The sequence below is a fragment of the Agreia pratensis genome (assembly GCF_900177685.1).
Taxonomy (GTDB): Bacteria; Actinomycetota; Actinomycetes; order Actinomycetales; family Microbacteriaceae; genus Agreia; species Agreia pratensis.
Genome location: NZ_FXAY01000001.1, coordinates 905930 through 926621, shown reverse-complemented (window position 1 = coordinate 926621; position 20692 = coordinate 905930). Strand labels below are relative to the sequence as shown.

Annotated in this window: 15 protein-coding genes; 5 read left to right on the top strand and 10 right to left on the bottom strand. The window is 66.6% G+C overall.

The window, feature by feature from the left end; genetic code table 11:
* Window positions 1-34: 34 nt before the first annotated feature.
* The 3 genes from B9Y86_RS04395 to B9Y86_RS04385 all read right to left on the bottom strand — a co-directional run bounded on the left by B9Y86_RS04395 (window position 35) and on the right by B9Y86_RS04385 (window position 6608).
* Entirely contained in the window at window positions 35-751 is a 717-nt protein-coding gene (locus tag B9Y86_RS04395; protein ID WP_085483252.1) for an alpha/beta fold hydrolase, read from the bottom strand.
* Window positions 752-851: 100 nt separating this feature from the next.
* Window positions 852-3695, bottom strand: coding sequence for an ATP-binding protein (locus B9Y86_RS04390; protein WP_176223251.1), 2844 nt, complete (start codon window positions 3693-3695; stop codon window positions 852-854).
* A 69-nt stretch (window positions 3696-3764) separates the two neighbouring features.
* Complete coding sequence (locus B9Y86_RS04385) at window positions 3765-6608, bottom strand: ATP-binding protein (protein ID WP_085483248.1); 2844 nt, start codon at window positions 6606-6608, stop codon at window positions 3765-3767.
* Window positions 6609-6811: 203 nt separating this feature from the next.
* On the opposite strand from B9Y86_RS04385, the gene B9Y86_RS04380 reads away from it, so the two are divergent.
* Window positions 6812-8209 (top strand): hypothetical protein, encoded by a 1398-nt coding sequence (locus B9Y86_RS04380; RefSeq protein WP_085483246.1) that lies wholly within the window; start codon window positions 6812-6814, stop codon window positions 8207-8209.
* Window positions 8210-8253: 44 nt separating this feature from the next.
* On the opposite strand, the gene B9Y86_RS04375 is transcribed toward B9Y86_RS04380, so the two are convergent.
* Window positions 8254-9756, bottom strand: a complete 1503-nt coding sequence (locus B9Y86_RS04375) for a DHA2 family efflux MFS transporter permease subunit (protein ID WP_085483802.1) — start codon at window positions 9754-9756, stop codon at window positions 8254-8256.
* 292 nt (window positions 9757-10048) lie between these two features.
* On the bottom strand, window positions 10049-11212 hold the full coding sequence (gene rhaI, locus B9Y86_RS04370) for an L-rhamnose isomerase (protein WP_085483244.1): 1164 nt from the start codon (window positions 11210-11212) through the stop codon (window positions 10049-10051).
* A gap of 100 nt (window positions 11213-11312) precedes the next feature.
* Between rhaI and B9Y86_RS04365 the strand changes: the two genes are divergently transcribed.
* Entirely contained in the window at window positions 11313-12323 is a 1011-nt protein-coding gene (locus tag B9Y86_RS04365; protein WP_085483242.1) for a LacI family DNA-binding transcriptional regulator, read from the top strand.
* 101 nt (window positions 12324-12424) lie between these two features.
* Window positions 12425-13444, top strand: a complete 1020-nt coding sequence (locus B9Y86_RS04360) for an NADP-dependent oxidoreductase (protein WP_217809161.1) — start codon at window positions 12425-12427, stop codon at window positions 13442-13444.
* A 29-nt stretch (window positions 13445-13473) separates the two neighbouring features.
* On the opposite strand, the gene B9Y86_RS04355 is transcribed toward B9Y86_RS04360, so the two are convergent.
* Entirely contained in the window at window positions 13474-13797 is a 324-nt protein-coding gene (locus B9Y86_RS04355; RefSeq protein ID WP_085483798.1) for a zinc-ribbon domain-containing protein, read from the bottom strand.
* 48 nt (window positions 13798-13845) lie between these two features.
* Between B9Y86_RS04355 and B9Y86_RS04350 the strand changes: the two genes are divergently transcribed.
* Window positions 13846-14418: a hypothetical protein gene (locus B9Y86_RS04350; protein ID WP_085483240.1), complete on the top strand. Its 573-nt coding sequence runs from the start codon at window positions 13846-13848 to the stop codon at window positions 14416-14418.
* A gap of 9 nt (window positions 14419-14427) precedes the next feature.
* Here B9Y86_RS04350 and B9Y86_RS04345 read toward each other — a convergent pair whose 3' ends face one another.
* Entirely contained in the window at window positions 14428-15690 is a 1263-nt protein-coding gene (locus B9Y86_RS04345; protein WP_244894627.1) for a D-arabinono-1,4-lactone oxidase, read from the bottom strand.
* A 219-nt stretch (window positions 15691-15909) separates the two neighbouring features.
* On the opposite strand from B9Y86_RS04345, the gene B9Y86_RS04340 reads away from it, so the two are divergent.
* Window positions 15910-17244 (top strand): carboxylesterase/lipase family protein, encoded by a 1335-nt coding sequence (locus tag B9Y86_RS04340; protein WP_085483236.1) that lies wholly within the window; start codon window positions 15910-15912, stop codon window positions 17242-17244.
* Between the two features lie 116 nt (window positions 17245-17360).
* On the opposite strand, the gene B9Y86_RS04335 is transcribed toward B9Y86_RS04340, so the two are convergent.
* The 3 genes from B9Y86_RS04335 to B9Y86_RS04325 form a co-directional block, all read right to left on the bottom strand.
* Complete coding sequence (locus B9Y86_RS04335) at window positions 17361-18482, bottom strand: Gfo/Idh/MocA family protein (RefSeq protein ID WP_085483234.1); 1122 nt, start codon at window positions 18480-18482, stop codon at window positions 17361-17363.
* 423 nt (window positions 18483-18905) lie between these two features.
* Window positions 18906-20003 carry a sensor histidine kinase gene (locus tag B9Y86_RS04330; protein ID WP_085483232.1) on the bottom strand — a complete coding sequence of 366 codons (1098 nt, stop codon included), beginning with the start codon at window positions 20001-20003 and terminating at the stop codon, window positions 18906-18908.
* A complete protein-coding gene (locus tag B9Y86_RS04325; protein WP_085483796.1) occupies window positions 20000-20659 on the bottom strand; it encodes a response regulator in 660 nt (219 codons plus the stop codon). Before B9Y86_RS04325 ends, B9Y86_RS04330 begins: the two co-directional genes overlap by 4 nt.
* Between the last annotated feature and the right edge of the window lie 33 nt (window positions 20660-20692).

Below are 20692 nucleotides of genomic sequence, written 5' to 3'. Positions count from 1 at the left end.
TGGATTGTTGGTTTCGCAAGGAGAAGATCGGTTGTCAGCCGACGGACTCGACGGCTTCTCTGACGAGGGCTGCGACCTCGCCGGGGTTCGTCTGCATCACGAGGTGGGGAGCATCCACTTCGATCACGCGATGAGCGCGGGCCCTGGCATATACGAAGCGCTGCAGATCGGGATTGATGGAGCGGTCCTTCGAGGAGACGAGGCCCCAAACGGGTCGCGTGCGCCACGCGGCGCTCGTGGCGATGTCGCCGAATGCCACTGCCGCGAGGGGTCGCTGCGAGACGGCGAGAACCTCGGCGACATCGTCGGGCACACCGACCGCGAGAACTCGGGGGAACGCGTCAATGTCGACCGAGACGTCCATGCCGGGTTCCGTGCCTCCGCTCGGAAAGTACGTGTAGACGAGATTGGCGGCGAGCTCGGGATCGGGGAAAGCGGCCTGTAACTGACCCACGCTTTCGCCGACATCCGGGGCGTATGCCGACACGTACACGAGCCCGACGACGTTCTCTGCCTCACCCACCACCGTGATCACGGCGCCGCCATAGGAGTGGCCGACCAGCAGCGCCCGACCATCGATCTGCTCGACGATCGATCGCACATAGGCGGCGTCCGAATCCAGGCCCCTGTTCGGCACGGCGGGAACCAGAACCGAGTACCCCAGATCGAGCAGCCGTCGGGTGACGGGCGCCCAACTGGACGCGTCTGCAAAGGCCCCGTGAACGAGGACGATCGTCGGATCAGAACTCATGTCTTCACGGTAGAAAGCACATGCCCCGACCGGCATCGGTCACCGTGACGTAGATCGGGCCGCGCAGATGCTTAGTCTGCGTCGTGCCCTTGTGCAGTACTCAGCTCTGCGATTTGAACCGTTCGACGAGGCCGCGGCGCGAACTCACATTCCACTTGGTCGAGGCATGCCTGATGTGCGTGATCACCGTGTGGGGCGAGAGGAACAGGTCGTCCGCGATCTGGTTGGTGGTGCGGCCCTCGGCCAGTCGCTCGACCACCTGTAACTCGCGAGTCGTGAGACCCGATGGCGTGGTCGAGGTGGGAGGCCGGCGCACAACGCCGATGCCGCGCAGGTGCCGACGCAGACGGCCCGCGTCGCGCAGTGCGCCGCAGCGTTCTGCGATGCCGAGTGCCTCTGACCAGGCTGCGGTAGCGGAGTCGACATCTGTCGATGCCAGGGCCGCGCCGAGATCCTCGAGCGCGCAGACGAGCACAAGCGGCCGCCCCGCTTCGCGCAGCGCCGCTGCGGCATGCCGTAGCTCGTCGCTCGAGTTCTCGATCAGGCCCCGTGCATGGTGATGGATGCCGACGGCGAGCGCATTGCCCGGATTCGCGACGGCGCGGGCCTCGACGACGTCGAGGATCGTCGCCAGGCGATCGACTGCACCCGCGCGCATCGAGATGCGTACGAGGTCGATGTCGTCCCCGAAGTCGGCGGGCGTCGTCATCGAGGGGATCGGATCCCGAAGGGTCGCGAAAGCATCGTTCGTGAACGCGAGCGCGCCGATGTGGTCGCCCACGTCGTCTGCCGCGATGGCAGACAACCAACGGCCGACTTTGAAGAGACCGGGCCCGTCGGACATCGCTCGCACAAAGTCCCGATTGCGACCGATCTCGGCGCTGTCGCCCTGGTAGAGCGCGACGCGAAAGACGACGTAGCCTGCGGTCGCATCGGCAAAGTCGCCGAGCTGCAGATCTTGGGCGATGGCCAGCACGGCCTCGGCCTGGGTCTTGGCGTCGTCGAGCCTGCCGAGATCGAGCAGTACCCGAGAGCGGAGCATCATCCAGAACGCCATCGCCGGCGCTTCTCGTCGCCGGGTCGTCTCCGCGAGGTTGTTGTCGGCGATCCGGAGTGCTGACTCGCCATCACCGAGGGAGTTGCTGAGGAACGCGCGCCACAGGCCCTCGGGCAGCCAGTGCGACGGGGTGCGCCCGGGCGAGATCGCGATCCGTTGCTCGGCGCTCGTGATGAGCCGATAGGCCTCGCCGAACCGATTCTCGTAGAAGCGGAGCACGGATTCGGTGGCCTCGACTGTTGCGAGCGCGGCGTACTCCTCGGCTGCTGTCGCCGCAGTCGTCGCCAGCGCCAGAGTGTCGGCGAGCTCGACGAACCGACCGATGTTCGCGTAGTTGAGTGCCTTGACGGCGTAGAGGTTGGCGCGAACATCGTCGGGCACGCCCTCGAGCGCGAGCGCTCTGTCGCAGGTTCTGATCGCTTCCTCGAATGACGATTCGGTCTCGAGTCGTGCGATCGAGAGAAGCAGATGCGCTTCGCTGTCGACGGGCAGAGCGGAGAAGACCGCGGCGGCCGTCGACCTGGCCGCCGTCGCCTTGCCCCCGGCGTAGAGCACGGGAACGAGGTCGACGGCGAGCTGGGCGAAGCGGGGCTCCGAAGCCATCAGCTCGATCGCGCGTTCGGCGAGTTCGGCGGCACTCGACGCGTCGGTTGCGACCAGCTCAAGCGCGGCATCGTGCAACAGCGCTATCGCGTCGTCATCGGCTGCCAGGGCGGTCTGCGCGACCGTTGCCGCGACGGCGAGCACGGGTTCACCCGCGGCAATGCGCACGCGCCAGGCATCACGCTGAAGCTGCGATCGAAGGTCGTCGGGCAGCATGCCGAGTGCGGTATCCCTGATCGCGTCGTGCCGAAAGGCCAGTTCGGTGCCATCGGTGATGATGTGCGCTGCCACGGCCTCGGCAAGGGGCTCGACGAGTTCGGCGGCTGTGCGCCCGCGAAGCGTCGCCGCGTTCTGGATGGTGAATCCGTGGCCGAGCACGGCAGCGATCTGCACCAGGGTTCGGGCCGGCTGCGACAGATGCATGATGCGCTCTCGGATCGAGGCGCCGAACCGCTCGGGCAGTTCCGAGCCTCCGAGGGCGTACGCTTCGCCGGACCTGGTCGTGACGAGGTTCTCCTCCATCAAGCCCTGCAGAAGCTCGATCACGAGCAGAGGCACGTTCTCGGTGCGCTGCATGATCGCCGACAACGTGGCCCCAGGCGGTGCACCGACGATGTCGGTCACGATGTCGTCGACGGCGGAGTCGCTCAGCGCTGCCACGTCGACGACCGTCGCCGTCTTCGCCAGTTCGGTCATGGTTCGGCTGACCGGTGCGCCGTGCTCGCCCGACCGCACCGATAAGGCCCAGAGCAGGGGCAGATCGGCCACCCGAGGCAGGAGCGACCGGAGTACGGCAAGCGATGCGGCATCGAGCCAGTGCATATCGTCGATGACTATGGCGACCGGCTGAGTCTTCGTCGCCGTCTCCAACGCGTCGCGTAGCGCCTGCACCAGCCAGTACCGCGCATCCGGTTCGCCAGCGAGTGCCTGGATGTGCGTCTTGGTCAGCAGCGGCGGACTCGTGCGGGCGACCGCATCGAGCAGCGATCCGAGCGGAATGAGGTTCGAGTCGGGTTCGGTGGTCGCTGTCACGGTCTTCCAGCCTCGCCGGGACGCCTCTGCCAGTACCTCACCGAGCAATCGCGTCTTGCCGACGCCTGGAATGCCACGCAGGATGATGACCCGCGAGTTGCCCGCCTCGACCGATTTCGCGGCGTCGGCGAGTTGTTCTGCGAATTGCTCGCGCCCACGCAATGGGGTGGAGAACAGAACGCTGTCGGAGCCCGTCAGTCGGGGGTTCGTCGCACCGTGCCCAGCGCCGGGAGGATTTTGGGCAGAAGACACCTCCCGATTGTCGCTCATGAAGCGCAACGGTGGTTCGCACGAGGGTAGCCCTGGCAGGGTGTCCTCAGTTCAGTCGTTGATGTTCTTGAGCTCCGATCGTGACGTGATCTCGAGCTTGCGGAAGACCGCGTGCAGGTGGGTCGCGACCGTGCGCGGTGATAAGAACAGTCGCTCTGCGATCTCCTTGTTGGTCAAGCCTTCTGCGGCCTGCGACGCAACACGCTCCTCCTGCGGGGTCAGCAGCGACCCGGGATCGACGGGGCGACGGGGGCTGTGCTCTCCGGCCGCCTCGAGCTCGTTCCGCGCCACGGTCGCCCACCGCACCACATGCATCCGGTCGAATTCGGCCCGCGCCTGTCGCAGCTGCTCTCTCGCCTCGGTGATGCGACGCTGGCGGCGCAGGCGCTCGCCGTAGGCGAGCATCGATCTGGCGCGCCAATACGGCAGCACATTCGATGTCGCGTCGATGGCTATGCGGAAGGCCGCATCGGAATCGGCGCTGACGTCGCCGTCGCCCGCCCCCAGCAGCGCGCGCGCCACAGCGAGTTGCGAGCGGAGGTTCTCGGACTCGGCCAGTCCCGTGCGCGCTTCTACCTCGGCCACCCGCTCGCGCGCCTCGGCGTGATGACCCGAACGGGCTGCGGCGTCGACGTAGTGAGGGAAGGCGAAGAGAAGCCCCCAGGCCCACTGAAAGCCCGGCTCGTTCTGGTCGACCAAGGGCCGCAGGCGAACATAGGCGTCGAGGTGTCGCCCCTCTCCGGCATCAGAGATGCCCTGCGTCAGCATCATCATCTGGCGGTAGGGGTTCCTATCCAGCACAGCGGCGGAGGCCGGATACAGCTCCCGCAGCCGTTCGATCGCGAGCGGCTCGCCCAGCGTCGCACGCGCAATCTGGCCATGCAGATAGCCCGCTATGCCGAGGAATGGCTGCTGTGCCTCGTCGGCGAGGCGCTGGGCCTCGTCTGCCGTGCTTCGCATCAGGCGGAACCGCCCAGTGAGGCTCTGAACCGCCGAATCCGTCAGCAGCGCCATCGAGAGCAGTGGCAACTGGCCCTCGCGGCGCAGCCCCTCGATCGTCGGACGCATAAAGGAATCGACCCTCTGCACGTCGCCGACCATCGTCGACGCATCGGCCAGCATGTTCAGCTGGTGCACCGTGAAGCCGCTGTCAGGATCGATCGACTCGAGCGCCTGCCGAACCTCCTGTGAAGCGGTGCCGGGAGAGCCGTGAGCTTTCATCCACAGAACACGCGGATCGAGCACGTCGAGTCCGTAGCCGAGAGTGTGCTCGAGCATGCTGCGCCAGAAGGGTCCCTCGGCGACGGTCGGCCAGATCTGACGGCCGACCGTCATCAACACCGTCACTGCATGCTCCGTGCGGCCCGCACGGTGCAGCTCATCGGCGATTCGGATGGTGGCGTCGAACTGCCCTGTCTGCAGCTCACTGCCCGGGATCGACTGCCGAAGCCACGCCACTCGAGCGAGAAGGCCCGGGTCGGTGGTCTGGTGGCCGATCTCGTCGATCAGCTGCTGAGCCTCGGTGAGCTGTTGCAGGCGGATCGCGATAGCCGCCGAACGATAGTTGCGCCGCGCCCGATCTTCGAGATGAGGGCTGAGTTCGGCCGCGCGCCGGAACGCGGTCATTGCGGTGACCGCGTCGCCCGCTTCGTGTACCCGTGCCGCACTCTGCTCGAGAGCGTCGGCGAGTTTCTCGTCGGGCAGATCGGCAACCACTGCCAGGTGCCACAGCTGCCTGTCTGTGCCCACGGGCAGAAGCGATGCGACCGCTCGATGCGCCCTCGCGCGTTCCGCGGGGGTCGCGGTCTGCACGACCGCGGAGCGTACGAGGGGATGGCGGAAGGTGACCTCGCCACGTGAGCGATGCAGAAGATCGAGCAGTATCAGGGAGTCGATCGTCTGCGCGTCGACATCTTCGCCTACCAGACGGGAGGTGGCGGCGAGAATCTCGGATTGGCGGTGCTCCGCGGTGACCGCCGCCACGAGAACCACGGATCGCTCGATCGACGACAGATCGAGCAGCCGGTGGGCGAACGCACTCTCCAGCCTCTTCGTGAGAGGCGTCGATGCCGCAGAGATCTCGCCGATGCGGTCGGCGACGGAACTCAGCTCGATGAGAGCGAGGGGGTTTCCGAGTGCCTCGGTCAGAACGCGTTCCTGAACCGCCGCGGCCATGGGGCCGCGACGCTCGGCAAGGAGTCGACGCGCCTGCGGTTCATCGAGCGGCTCGAGGCTGATGTGCTGCACATCGGGGCTGTCTGCCAGCTCATCGGCGATCCGTGACGGACGGGCCGTCAGAATCAGGAGTATCGGCTCGGCCGCCATTCGACGGGCCAGAAAACTCACGACGGCGCGCGTCGCGGGGTCGACCCAATGGATGTCTTCGATCACGATCAGGAGGCCGGCCGACGTCGCGCGTTCAGAGAGGAGGGTGAGCACGGCGACACTGGCGAGGAAGATGCTCGGCGACTCCTGGCTTTCGCCGAAGGCCGACTGCAGGGCCTGACGCTGCGGCGGCGGAAGGTCGGCAACACGGTCGCGCAGCACGTGGAGGAGCTGGTGCAGCGTCGCGTAGGGCACGTCCTCCTCTGCCTGAACACCGGATGCCTGCAGAACGTCGAGGCCCGCCCAACGGGCGTACTCCACAGCAGCGAATGCCAGTGAGGTCTTGCCGAGCCCCGCGTCACCTGAGACGAGGAGGGTCGAGCCGGTTCGGGAGGCAGCCTTGACGGCATTCCGGATGGCGGCGATCTCGTTCTCGCGCGCGATCAGCGCGGGTCGCCGTGAGGGAGTGTCGAGTGCGGGCTCCGATTCACCGGAGCCGAAGCCGGAGCCGACCTCGAAGACGGGGCGTGACCTTCCGTCGGCGTGCGGGCCGACATCGATCTGGGTCACGGCGCTGTGACCGCATGCGGTGTCGATCGGTGATCGAGCATGCGGATTCCTCCTTATTTCTCACTGTGAAAGCTACCGATGCCTCGGCGCCGCCCACATCACCCGTCGAGCGAAAAGATCGACCTCGACATCACTCGTCTGGGAACGAGCGCAGGCGCCTTGACGCACGAAGCAGCGCGATGGCGCTTCGGAGATAATGAGGCATGGCCGCAGGATCGACAGAGGAATCGCGACCGCGTGACATCCACCTGCATGCGACGGCGTCGGAGCAGACGCTCATCCGGCTCTGGGAGGCGGGGTACGGCGGTCGGCTTCGCGGACTCGGAGACCCGTTTCAGGTGGTGTTCGACGGCGACGGAGTCAGGCTCTATGACTTGACCGTACCCACTGCCCCCGACATCGCTGCTGATTGCCGGGCATTCATACCGTGGTCGGAGGTAGACCGCGTCGGTCTGGCCGCCATAACGGTGCCCCAGTTCCAGCGTCGCTCGCTTTTCAAGGAGATATTCGCGATCGCCCCCCGCTCATTGGTCATGCGGGAGGCGATCACGATCACCGCCCACTCGGTGACGATTCCTCTGCTCGTATACCCGCCGTCGGTCAGCATCGCGAGTCTCAACGCCGAGAGTTCGTCGCTCGATACCTTGGGGGTCGCACGGGAGGTGAACGTACTGCGCGGCACGCCCACCGCGCGGCTGAATTCGAGGGATCTGATGCGCGAGGAGGTGCCCGAGTTCGACCCGACTCGCAAGAAACTGGCGGCCGACCGTGACCTACCGAGCCGCACGGCCGACGAACTCCTGGGCGGCATCGAGCGCCGTGAACCGGTCTACGGGGCGGCGTCGACACGAACCCAATCCGTCTGGAGAGCAATCGTCGGCGTGCTTTTCGTGGGCGGCATCGTGGTGTTCATCGCGTCTCAGGTGCAAGGCTCCGACGTCATGCGAATTCCAGGCCTCGTCGGTGTGATCGCGAGCGGCGCCGCCATTCTCGTCGCAGTCACCCGCGGTAGGGCGGCGAAGATTCTCACCCTAAAGGAGCTCGAGGCCGGCTACACGCTTTCGCGCTTCGGCCCTGTTCAGGTCGATCAGCTGGACCCCGCAACCTCCATCGTGATCCGACGTGCTGGCGAGCGTGCGCTCACGCGTCGCGAGCAGAGGAGGGCACGTTCGGCGGCGCGGCTACTGGATGCCGGCGGCCCCGAATTGCCGGCATCCGAATGGGCGGTGCTGCGGGCGCGACAGATCGTCTCGGGCGGTGAAGATCCGGAGGTGCTGCCACAGCCGATATCTGAGCTTCGCGGCGAGGGAGCTGCGGGTACGCCGGTCTGGGGAACAGGCACAGGCGAGCCTGTTCCTGCCCGATATCCGCTACTGGCCGGCAGGCACTCGCGCAGCATCGCCTGGTACCGAAGGGCGGACTTTCGACGGCGCCAGGAGGCCGAACATGCAGCGGGTTACACGCTGAGCCGCACGCTTCGGCCAGACCTCGACCAGGTCGACCCGGTGACCGGCTACGTCATCCGGCCTGCCGGGCAGCAGACTCTGACCCGAACGCAGGAGCGCGCAGCCGCAGCTCGGGTGCGAATGCTGCCTCGCTGAGCGGAGCCCTGGAAACAAACGCTCAGCCGGTGGGCGCTTCGCTCCTAGTGGCCCGCGGGCATCGCGTCGTGAACACCCTCGGCGGAGGGCTGAGCGGGCGCCTTCACGAAGAACGAGATCGCGATGGCTGCGAGAGAGATGAACGCACCGTACATGATCGCCGAGTGGATGCCTCCGGCCGTGTCGACCGCGGTCGGAGCGCTGCCGCCCGAAAGGGTGAGCGCCTGCGCCGTCATCACCGAGACGAACAACGCGGTTCCTGCCGCTCCGGCGAGCTGCTGAACGGTGCCGACCACGGCGCTGCCGTGCGAGTAGAGCTTCGGGGTGAGTGATGCCAGGCCCGCGGTGAACAGGGGAGTGAACAGCAGCGCGAGGCCGAGGCTCATGGTGACGTGGGCGGCAAGTACCCAGCCCCAGGCCGTGGTGGCAGTGAACAGGGTCATGCCCCAGAAGGCCGCGCTCACGATGATCGACCCCGGAATCAGCAGCACCCTCGGGCCGAAGCGGTCGTAGATGCGCCCGACGAAGGGCGCCAGGATGCCCATCAGCAGTCCGCCCGGCAGCAGTAGCAGGCCCGTCGACAGGGTGTTGAGACCGAGAACGTTCTGCGTGTACAGGGGCAGGATGATGAGCGTGCCGAACAGGGCCATCATGCTGATTGCGAGCATGGCGATGGCCACCGAGAACGTCGGCGAGCGGAAGACCCGGAGGTCGAGCAGCGCCTTCTCTCGACGGGCCAGCAAGACCTGGCGAAGAATGAACGCGGCCAGTGCGACGACGCCGACGACGAGCGGCAGCCAGGTGGGCATTCCGCCCTCGCTTGCGCCGTGGCCACCGATCGAGCTGAGGCCGTAGACGAGACCGCCGAACGCGAATGCCGAGAGGATGACCGAGAAGACGTCGATGGGAGCCTTGCGCGGCTCGGTGACGTTGGGGATCTTGAGGAAGCCGAGCACCAGCGAACCGACGGCGATGGGCAGAACGATCCAGAACATCCAACGCCAGTCGAGAACGCTGAGGATGAGGCCCGAGATCGTGGGGCCGATGGCCGGCGCGACCGAGATGACGATCGAGATATTGCCCATCGTGCGACCGCGGGTTGCTGGGGGAACCAGGTTGAGCACCGTGGTCATCAGCAGCGGCATCATGATGGCCGTTCCGCTGGCCTGGATGACACGGCCCGCGAGGAGAATCTCGAATCCGGGCGCCATCGCCGAGATGAACGTGCCCGCGCTGAAGAGCGCCATGGCAGCGAGGAAGACCGGGCGCGTGTTGAACCTCTGCAGCAGGAAGCCGGTGATCGGAATGACCACGGCCATCGTGAGCATGAACGCGGTCGTCAGCCACTGAGCCGCCTCCGCGGCGATGTCGAGGTCTTTCATGAGCACGGGCAGGGCCACGCTCATGATCGTCTCGTTGAGAATCACGACGAAGGCCGAGACGAGCAGCAGAGAGATGACGAGTCGGTTGCGACCGGCGAGCGCCGGGTCTTCGGCCCAGGGGGATGCGGGTGCGTCGGGAGCCGACGACGGTGAGACCGCCGGCATGGAGTCTGTGGGCGGTGCGAGGCGATCAGTCACGAGAACTCCAGGGCTGAGAAGAGAAGAATGGGAAGCGCCAGCGATGGCTCACGGAATTCGCTTCGTCGGGAGAACCTGTGACCACTCTGCTCTATTCCCCCGACACCCGAAAGAGTCGCGCTGATCTGCGCTGTTCGAGTAGCCGCGCGAGTGCGCTGATCGAGTAGCCGCGCGACGAAGGAGCCGGCGTATCGAGATCACCCCGGTGATGGTCTCGATACGCTCGTGCCTCGCTACTCGACCAGCGCAGATGCCTTCGCTATGCGCCCCAGCTGGCCTGGGCGCCGACGCGCTCAGCCGAGATCTTCTCCTGGTAACCGGATGCCTGGAAAGCGGCGATCGGGTCGGCCGGAAGACCGCGAGACTCGCGCCACGACGCGAGCGGCCCGCGGACATCCGTGTAGAAGGCGTCCATCAGAACGGCGTTGGCGCCGAGCACGTCGTTGGACTCCTGTGCCGCAGTGAGTGCCTGGCGATCGACGAGCAGCGCGCGCGCCGTCATCTCCTGCACATTGAGCACCGAGCGCATCTGGCCGGCGATCTTGGCCTCGATGTTGTGGCACTGGTCGAGCATAAAAGCCACGACCGAGTCGGGTCCGTAGCCTCCGCCGCGGATGACCTCGTAGAGGATGCGGAACAGCTGGAACGGGTCGGCCGCGCCCACGATCAGGTCGTCGTCGGCGTAGAAGCGCGAGTTGAAGTCGAACGAACCGAGCTTTCCGAGGCGCAGCAGCTGGGCGACGATGAACTCGATGTTGGTGCCGGGTGCGTGGTGTCCGGTGTCGAGGCAGACCAGGGCGCGCTCGCCGAGGGCTGCGACCTGGGCGTAGCTCGTTCCCCAGTCGGGAACGTCGGTGTGATAGAACGCCGGCTCGAAGAACTTGTATTCGAGCACCAGCCGCTGATCTGAGCCAATGCGGTCATAGATGGTCTGCAGCGACTCCGCGAGGCGATCCTGGCGCCCGCGAATGTCGTCTTGCCCGGGGTAATTCGTGCCGTCTGCGAGCCAGATCTTGAGGTCTTTCGAGCCCGTCGCATGCATGATGTCGATGCACTCGAAGTGGTGGTCGATGGCCTTCTGCCGCACGGCCGGGTTCGACGAGGTCAGTGATCCGAACTTGTAGTCCTCGTCTTGGAAGGTGTTCGAGTTCACGGTTCCGAGCTCGACGCCGAGGTCGTTGGCGTAGGCGCCGAGGGCTGCGTAGTCGTCGACCTTGTCCCACGGAATGTGGATGGCCACCTTGGGTGACAGCCCGGTGTACTTGTTGACCTGGGCCGCGTCGGCGATCTTCTCTTCGGGGTTGCGAGCCGTGCCCGGGGTTCCGAAGACGCGGAATCGCGTGCCCGAGTTGCCGAATGCCCACGACGGCAGTTCGATGGACTGCCCCTCGAGCTGGGCGGCGATGTCACTGAACTGCACCATGAGTTTTTCCGTTCTTCTTTGAATCGATTCAACATCGCCAAGACTAAGCGACGATGAATGGATTCACAAGGCGCGACCATCAGGCCTCTAGGGTGGAACCATGTCGGCGTCGAGTGTTCGGGATGTCGCCCTGCGGGCGGGTGTCTCTGTGGGCACGGTGTCGAACGTATTGAACCACCCCGAGAAGGTATCGCCGGCGGCTGTCGAACGCGTTCAGCGGGCGATCGACGAACTCGGTTTCATTCGCAACGATGCCGCTCGGCAGTTGCGCAACGGCCGCAGTCGTACCATCGGCATGGTGGTTCTCGACGTGCGAAACCCGTTCTTCACCGATCTGGCGCGCGGGGCCGAAGACGAGGCCGCCGGCTCGGGGCTGACGGTGACTCTCGGTAACAGCGACGAGAATCCGCAGCGCGAGGCCACCTATCTCGATCTGTTCGAGCAGCAGCGCGTCTACGGAGTGGTCATCTCGGCGTATGCCGACATCACCGAACGGCTCACGCGGCTCAAGCAGCGCGGCATCCCCGCCGTGCTCGTCGACAGATCGAGCCCCGACGGCCCATTCAGCTCGGTGGCGGTCGATGACCTCGCGGGCGGCAGACTCGCGGTCGAGCACCTCATGTCGCTGGGTCGCCGTCGGCTCGCCTTCGTTGGCGGACCGATGGGCATCCGCCAGGTGGCCGACCGACTCGAGGGCGCCCGCGCGGCCGTCGCGTCGCATCCGGATGTCTCGCTCGAGGTCATCGAGATCGACGCGCTGAGCGTCTTGGCAGGCCGGGCAGCTGGGGCCGACATCGTCGGGCGCTCGCCCGACGAGCGGCCCGACGCGATCTTCGCGGCGAATGACCTGGTGTCGATGGGGCTGCTGCAGGCGTTCGCCATGCAGGGAGCAGGCGTGTCTGTTCCAGGGCAGATCGCGCTCATCGGCTATGACGACATCGACTTCGCGAGTGCCGCCGTTGTGCCGCTGTCTTCGATTCGTCAGCCGAGCGCGCTGATCGGAAAGACCGCGGTCGAGATCCTGCTCGCCGAGGTCGAGAACCCGGACGCGCCGCCGCATCATGTCGTCTTCCAGCCGGAGCTCGTGATTCGGGCCAGCACACGGGGCTGATCCCCTCGTGGCATGACGGGGTGGTGACTCTCGGGAATCTTACTGAAACGAACGGTACAGTAAATTCGATGCACGATTACGCAACGAAAGGCACTACCGATATGACCGCCGACACCATCGCCACCAGCACCCAGATCCAGCTCGCCGCCCGCCCCGTCGGCTGGCCGAAGGCATCCGACTTTCGCACCGTCACGGTCGAACTCGGAGCGCTCCAGCCGGGCCAGGTGCGTGTCAAGAACGAGTTCATGTCGGTCGATCCCTACATGCGCGGGCGTATGAACGATGTGAAGAGCTACGTCGCCCCCTATGAACTGGATGCGACGATGCTGGGCGGCGCCGTCGGCCGCGTCATCGAGTCGGCGTCTGACGACGTGCCCGTGGGTGCGCTTGTGGTGCACGCGTTCGGCTGGCGCGACGTGGTTCAGGAAGACGCCGCCGGATTCCGGGTGGTGGAGGAGATACCCGGGCTCGCATCGTCGGTCTACCTGGGCATGCTCGGTATGACGGGGCTCACTGCCTATGTCGGACTCACCGAGATCGCGAAGCTGAAGCAGGGCGACACCGTCTTCGTGTCGGGCGCGGCCGGAGCCGTGGGAACGGCCGTGGGCCAGATCGCTCGGCTGAAGGGTGCGAGGCGCGTGATCGGCTCCGCGGGGTCGGCCGAGAAGGTCGCCTTGCTCACTTCGAAGTACGGGTACGACGCCGCGCTGAACTACAAGGACGGCCCTGTGCGTGAGCAGCTCGCCTCTCTCGCCACCGAGGGGATCGACGTGTTCTTCGACAACGTCGGCGGCGACCACCTCGAGGCCGCCCTCAACTCCTTCAACGACGGCGGGCGCGCGGCACTCTGCGGCGCGATCTCGGCTTACAACACCACCGAGCCCGTGGCCGGGCCGCGAAACATGTCGAACCTCGTCACGCGCGGGCTCACGATGAAGGGCTTCACCGTCGGCAATTATGCAGAGCACGCCCCGGCGTTCTACGCCGAGATGGGTCCGTGGCTGCAGAACGGCGAGGTCGTCTTCGACGAGACGGTCGTCGACGGAATCGACCATGCTGTCGATGCGTTCCTCGGCCTCATGCGTGGAGAGAACGTGGGCAAGATGCTGGTGCGCATCTAGCTGCCCTTCGGCGGCGACGCGGGCCGGGCTCAGATCATGGGCTGCGCCGGGCCGTCGATGGCCGGTTGCTGCTGCGTTGGCGCGGTCTCCTGGGGCTGCTGGGGCCGAGGTTGGATCTGCTCGGCGAACGATACGGCGCTCTCGGCCTGCTCCTTGGTGAGAGGAGTCTCGACGCCGCAGTTGACGCACTGCTGGTAGCGCGAGATGTGGAATGGGAACGTGGGAATGAAGAACAGCGTGAACCAGCGCTGACGCTTCACGATGCGCTGGGCCGCCGGGCGCTGGCAGTTCGCGCAGAGGTAGGTGAACATGGCGAGCACGGTGGCCCAGCCGCGAGTTCCGAAGATGATCATGCGAATCCGTTCGTTGGTGGTTGCCCCGGCAGCCACGATACTGGGCATATGACTGATGCCGCTGTGCTTCCGCCCCTCGTCGTGGGCACCGATCTCGAAGGCGTGAAGAAGGCCTTTCGCGTTCCGCTTGCCTTCGCATCGGGCATGGCCGTCTTCTGCGCCATCTCCGCCGTGCTGTCAGGCGCGGTGGTCGGGGCAACTACGGGGGTGGGCTATGGGCTGGTGGCGGGGTTCATCTTTCTGATCGTCGCTCTTTACCAGGGCTACTTGGCGTTGCGTGTGGCGGGCAAGGTCGCGAAGAGGGTCTCCGCGGGCCCGGTGCTCACGCTGGATGCGACGGGATTGACCGCGAATACGACGCAGGGACTGCTCGTGCTCCCGTGGGAAACGGTCTCGTCTGTCGACGTCAGAACTCGCGGCCGCCACGACATCGCGACCTTTCGGATCTACGAGGGCGTGACGCGTGACAGCGCCGGAGTGCAGACGACGATCACGCCGAAGATGTTCCCCCGCCTTTCGACGCAAGGCTTCAGCATCGGCGGCGCAGCAATCGACGTGCCGATGCAGACGATCCTCGACGCGACGGCAGCATTCACGGGTGGGCGGCTCGTCGCGCGCTGACCCGCGAGGCTACTCGCCCGTGAAGATGAGCCTGTCGAGGTAGGCGTTGCGAAACGCGCCCGTCGGGTCCCACTCCGCGGCCAGAGCCCGGAACTCGGGGAGCCGCGGGTACAGGCGCTCGAGAGTGGCGGCATCCACGGTGTTGAGCTTGCCCCAGTGCGGCCGCGCCTCGAACGGTGCGAGTGCCTCCTCGATCTGCGGCAAGAGAGCGAGAACGGCCTCGGGCTCGTTCTTCCAGGTGAAGTGGATGATGAGCGAGTCGCGCTGGTAGGCCATACTCAGCCAGAGATCGTCGGCCGCCGCGGTGCGCAACTCGGTGATCATGAGGTGCGGCGCGATCTTCTCCCCGAGGGCGCGGAGGGCGCGAATGGCGTCTGCGCCCTGCGAGCGCGGAACGAAGTACTCGGTCTGGATCTCGTCGCCCGCTGACGGAACGCGGTCGAGCCGGAAGTGCGGAAGTCGCTCGAGCCAGGGGCCGGCGACGCCGCCCTGCACGTTGAGGTTGTCGTCCGACGTCTCCCAGAGCGCGCCCGCCGACACGATGTCGCGCTTGGCTCCGCGCCACTCGTCGACGACCTCTGTGCCGGCATCCATTCGAGTCTTCACCCAGAAGTTCGCGATCGTCTCTTCGACCCAGTCGGTGAACACACTGACGCTGTAGCCCAGGCTGGTGACGCCGTCGAGGTCGTCGAGCAGAACGTCCCAGGGCAGGCCGCGGTAGACATCCTGCCGAACCTGAAACGACGGCTGGATGTCGAGGGTCACCCGAACGACGACGCCGAAGGCCCCGAGCCCAACGACGAGACCGTCGAAGCCCGGCTCGCCGCGCCGCACCGTGCGGCGCTCTCCGTCGGAGATCACGATCTCGAGGGCGGATACTGCGGTCGAAAGCACGCCGTTGCCATTGCCCGAACCGTGCGTGCCGGTGGCGATGGCGCCGGCGATCGAGATGTGCGGCAGCGAGCCCATGTTGTGCAGCGCCCAGCCGTGGTCTTCGAGAAAACGGGCGAGGATGCCGTATCGCGTTCCTCCGCCGACAGTCACGGTGCGGGCATCCTCGTCGAGCAAGAAGTCGGGCTCTATGTCGGTGACCGTAACGAGCAGGGCGTCGGTGTCGGCGATATCGCTGAACGAGTGCCGGGTGCCGAGGGCCCGGATGCGCTCGGCGCCCGCAACGAGGGAGGAGACCTCGTCGATGGTGGTGGCGTCGATGATGTCGGCGGCGCCGTATTCGAGCGTGCCCGCCCAGTTCAGCTCGGAGTCGTTTCTCACGGGGTCCTTCTTCGTCGATGGTCTCATCGCTCGATGCGAACGACGCAGGTCGAGGCCGACACATCCGATGAGAGGGCAGAAGCTGGCTCATCGTCGACAGCCACGGTTGTAGCGTACGCGGCAAGCGCGACGGGTCGCACGCATTTTCGACGCCGCCGTTAGCATGATCTGAGCCCGACACCTGGTCTCCAGAGTGCAGTCGAGACCGAGGAGTCACCCATGCCGTCATACGAGGTCACCTGCGCGGCGGGCACCATCGTCGGGTTCACCGACGGGGTGGATGCACGCTTCCTCGGCATTCCGTTCGCCGAGGCGCCCACCGGTGCGCGTCGCTTCGCTGCGACCGAGCCGAGGGCCGTCTTCGACGAGCCGTTCTCGGCATCCGCTTTCGGTGCGACGCCGCAGCGCGGCCAGCCCTACCCGGTCACGACGATCCCCGAGCCGTCTATCCCTGGCGACGACACGCTCACACTCAACGTCTTCGCTCCTCACGACGCGATCACGGGCGAGCCCGCCCCGGTGCTCGTCTGGATCCACGGCGGCGGCTACGTCGCGGGCTCCGCCGCGAGCCCCTGGTACGGCTGCGCGCCCGTTGTGCGCGACGGCATCGTGTTCGTGTCGATCTCCTACAGGCTGGGCGTCGACGGCTTCGCGGCGGTGGATGGCCAGGCCGACCGCGGCGTCGCCGATTGGCTGCTGGCGCTCGCGTGGGTGCGCGACAACATCGCCGCGTTCGGGGGAGACCCGGCTCGGGTGACCGTGGCCGGGCAGTCCGCCGGGGGAGGCGCGGTGCTCGCGCTGCTGGCCAGTCCTCAGGCTCAGCCGCTTTTTCATCGTGCGATTGCGGTGTCGCCCATCGACATCTCGACTTCGCTCGACGAGGCGCGCCGGCGCTCTGCCGTGCTTGCGGAGTCGCTCGGCATCGAGCCGACCGCAGAAGGCTTCGGCTCGATCGACCCTGATGCGCTGCAGGATGCGGTGATCCACTGGGGTGAGCGGCACCCTCAGGCCGGTGAGCTGTCGCTCGCACCGGTGAGTGGCGGCGAGCTGCTGCCCCTCTCGATTCGCGACGGGTTAGGCGTGAACGGACTCGACAAGCCCCTTCTCATCGGATCGACGGCCGACGAGTTCGACAGCCCTGGCGCGGGTGGCCGGGCGACGCCCGCCGTCTTTCCTCGTGAGACCGACACACTGTTCAGGGCCGCAGTGTTGCGCACGGCGCGGGCGCGAGCATCCGCACCAGCCGGCACCTGGCTCTATTCGTTCGACTGGGCCTCGCCCATCGTGGGAGGCGCCGCACACTGCATCGACCTTCCCTTCTTCTTCGACATCTTCGGAGCAGAGGGAGTCGAAGCTGTTCTCGGAAGCGATGCGCCTGCAGCGCTCGCCGATCGGATGCACCGCGAATTCGTCGCCTTCGTCAGGGGCGAGGAGCCCTCGTGGCCTGCCGCCCGAGGCGTCGAAGCAGATCCGGTGCTCGTCTTCGGTGCCGACTCCACGGCGACGACCCGCCTGGTCGAGGGCGCATACGACGACGTGCTGCCGCTTCTCTAGGGCGAAACGCGCTCGCGCGCTCGACCGCGGGGCATCCGCGCCGGTTGGGGCTATCCGCGCCTGGCCGAACCGGCGCGGATGCGCCGAAAGGGTGCGGATGCTTCCGCGCAGCGCCGCTACAGGGTGCGGGTGGTCGGGTTCCACGTCTCCGGGAGTACCGGGGAGGCGGGCGCCGTGCTCTGCACGCGCACGAACTGGCCGGCCTCCGAAGACTCCTCCATCGCGGTCATCACGTCGAGCACGTGATAGCCCAGCTGGGCCGGCAGCAGATCGGTGCCACCCGAACGGATGGCCCTGGCCATCTCCAGCACGGCCGAGCCGCGGCCGCCGGCGAATCCGGTCTCGGCGAGCTCGGTACTCTCGTCGCCGCGCACCAGCGTGCTCACGCCCTCGAACATGTTCGGGTCGGGCAGCACGAGGGTTCCCGTCTCGCCGGTGATCTCGACGAAGCCTGAACGCCGCAGGGGAGAGTCGAAGCTGAAGATGCTCTGCGCCGATTCCCCGCCCTCGAAGCGGGCGAGCGCGCTCATCTGGGTCGACACGGTAACGGGCAGCTCGGTTCCGGCGCGTGGGCCGGATCCGATGACCCGGATGTCGCGGGCCCGCGAACCGATGGCGGCCACCTCGGTGAACGAGCCGAAGATGCACGCGAGCGTCGTGAGGTAGTACGGGCCCATGTCGAAGAGCGGGCCGGCACCGGGAACGAAGAAGAAGTCGGGGTTCGGATGCCACGCTTCGGGGCCGGGGCCCTGAAACGCGGTCATCGCCGTGAGTGGCCGACCGATGTCGCCGCGCGCGATCGCGCGGAGCGCGCTCTGCACGCCCGGTCCGAGAATGGTGTCGGGCGCGACGCCTATGCGAAGGCCGGATGCCGCTGCCACGTCGAGCAGGGCCTGGCCGCTTTCGCGGTCGAGACTGATCGGCTTCTCGCTCCACACGTGCTTGCCGGCGCTGAGCGCCGCCGAGGAGAGTTCGGCGTGCACGGCCGGAATCGTGAGGTTGATCACGATCTCGACGTCGTCGTCTTTCAGCACCTCGTCAGCGCGTCCGGAACGCGGCACGCCATATGTCTCGGCCTGCGATGCGGCGCGTGCGACATCCAGATCGCCGATCATCACGACGCGCACGTCGGGAAAGGTGACAAGGTTCGAGAGGTACTGGTCGCTGATCGCGCCGGCGCCGATGATGCCGATGCCCACGGGGCCGGATCCGGTGGGGCTGTAGGAGGGTGCGCTCATCAGCGGAGACCCCTCTCGACGAGGAACTTGCGGCCGGCGCTGAGCGCCTCGCGAACCGTATAGAGCTGGAGCGAAATGGTCGCGGTCATGCGTCTCCTCGGAGAGTGGTCGGGTGTGTGACAAGCGTAGTTGTCGCGGTGGAATGCGCATACATTCTGGTGGTCTCGATGCGACGGCTCCGCAGCCGGAGCGTCTACTCGACCGGCGCAGAGGGGAGCGCCGGTCGAGTAGTGAGGAACGAGCGTATCGAGACCATCCGATGTACGAACGGGCGGAGATCAGCGCATCCGAACCGAATACGTCGTCGGCTCGTCGGATCTCCGCCCATTGGCGGGCGCGGCTTTCGTCGGTTGAGTAGCTGCCGCCCTTCGACAGATTTGGGGGACGCCGCAGCAGTACTTGGCTCGCCTTGCGCACCTCCGGTCAGCGAGGAACGCGCAACTCGAGTTCGAACCCGCCATCCGGCGTCGGCCCGGCCGACGAAGACCCGCCATGAATATCCGCGCGCTCGGCCAATCCCAGCAGCCCGTGCCGCGCAGACGGCAGATCCAGCGCGGGCTGTGTCGGCGCCGAGTTCGTCACCGAAACGACGATCTCCTTCCTCTCGACGGCCCCGCGCACGGTCACCCGCGCCCCCGGCGCGTGTTTGCGCACATTCGTCAGTCCTTCCTGAATGGTGCGATAGAAAGTGCGCTGCACGGCGGGGGAGAGATCCGACGGAAGAGAAAGACTCGTCTCGACATCGAGCCCGCTGCCCGCGATCAACTCCTCGAGGCTTGCGAGGGTCGGCTGCGGGGTGAGTGACACGCCCTCGTCAGCAGGGCCGCGCAGAACGAGAACCATCTGCCGAAGCTCCTCGAGGGTGCGCGAGGCGAGGCGGCGAATGGTCTGCGACGCCTCCTTCACCTCGGGGTCAGCCGAGCGCACCTGCAGCGCGCCGGCCTGCACCGAGATGAGGCTGACCTGGTGCGAGACCACATCGTGCATCTCCCGGGCGAGCTGCACGCGCTCGGCAGCACGCACCTCGTCGCTGATGCGCTCGCGCTCCTGGTCGCGCAGGATGCTGAGCTCGGTGACCCGGCGCGCCAGCTCACCGTAGGTGCGGGTCAGCAAACCGAGAGCCGTTGGCCCCGCCGCGACCATAAGACTGTAGATGATGTCGGGAACGGACTCGGCGACGGTGAGCGACTCAGCCCAGAAGCTGGTGTTGCCCACGAAGACGATGACGGCCGCGACGAGCACGCCGATGCGCGACTTCGAGAGTGCCGCCACCGTGTATAGCGCGATGATCGCGGCCACGTTGGATGCCCCGAAGAACAGGCTGGGCAGCGTGAGGGCGAGCGCCAGGTAGGGAACGCGTCGGCGCAGCAGCAGACCTGCCGCCGCGACGATCGTGTAGATCGTGTCGGTGTCGGTCGTGCGCCACAGGCTGAGCAGCCCATCGGTGAGCGCCAGCCCCGCGAGGATCAGATCGATGACGATCGGGGGAGTGCGGGCGAAGAGACGATAGACGGAGTTCATCGTGTGCCGCCGCTCGTCTCGAGTAGACCCGCACGATCGGCCACCAGGGCCGCCTGTACGCGGGTCGCGACGCCGAACTTCGCCAGGATCGAGCTGACGTGATCTTTGATCGTTCCGCTGCTGAGATGCAGCGACGAGCCGATCTCGGTGTTGGATGCTCCGCCGCCCAGCAATACGAGCACGTCGCGTTCTCGCGCGGTGAGCTGTGCCACCTGCTTCTTCGCGATGTCATTGTCGACGGTGCCGAGCTGCCTGTGCAGCACTGCCCGGCTCGCCTCGGCCGAGAGCACGACGCCGCCGGCCGCGAGACTGCGCACCAGATGCGGCAGCTGCTCGGGGTCGGTGTCCTTCACCAGATAACCCGCTGCTCCGCGCCTCAGTGCTTCGGCGATATAGCTGTCGGTGTCGAAGGTCGTGAGCATCGCGACAACCGGGCCGCCCGTGTGGGGATCGAGCTCGCTGAGGATCTCGAGGCCGTTGCGCCCCGGCATCCGGATGTCGAGCAACACGACGTCGGGATCGGTCTCGGTGATGAGGTCGATGGCCCCATGACCATCGGTGGCACCCACCACCACGATGTCGTCGACTGCTTCGAGGATGAAGCGGAACCCGCTTCGCACGAGCGCCTCGTCGTCGATCACCACCACGCGGATCATCGGGTTCTCCATCCTGTTGCTCTCCACCGTAGG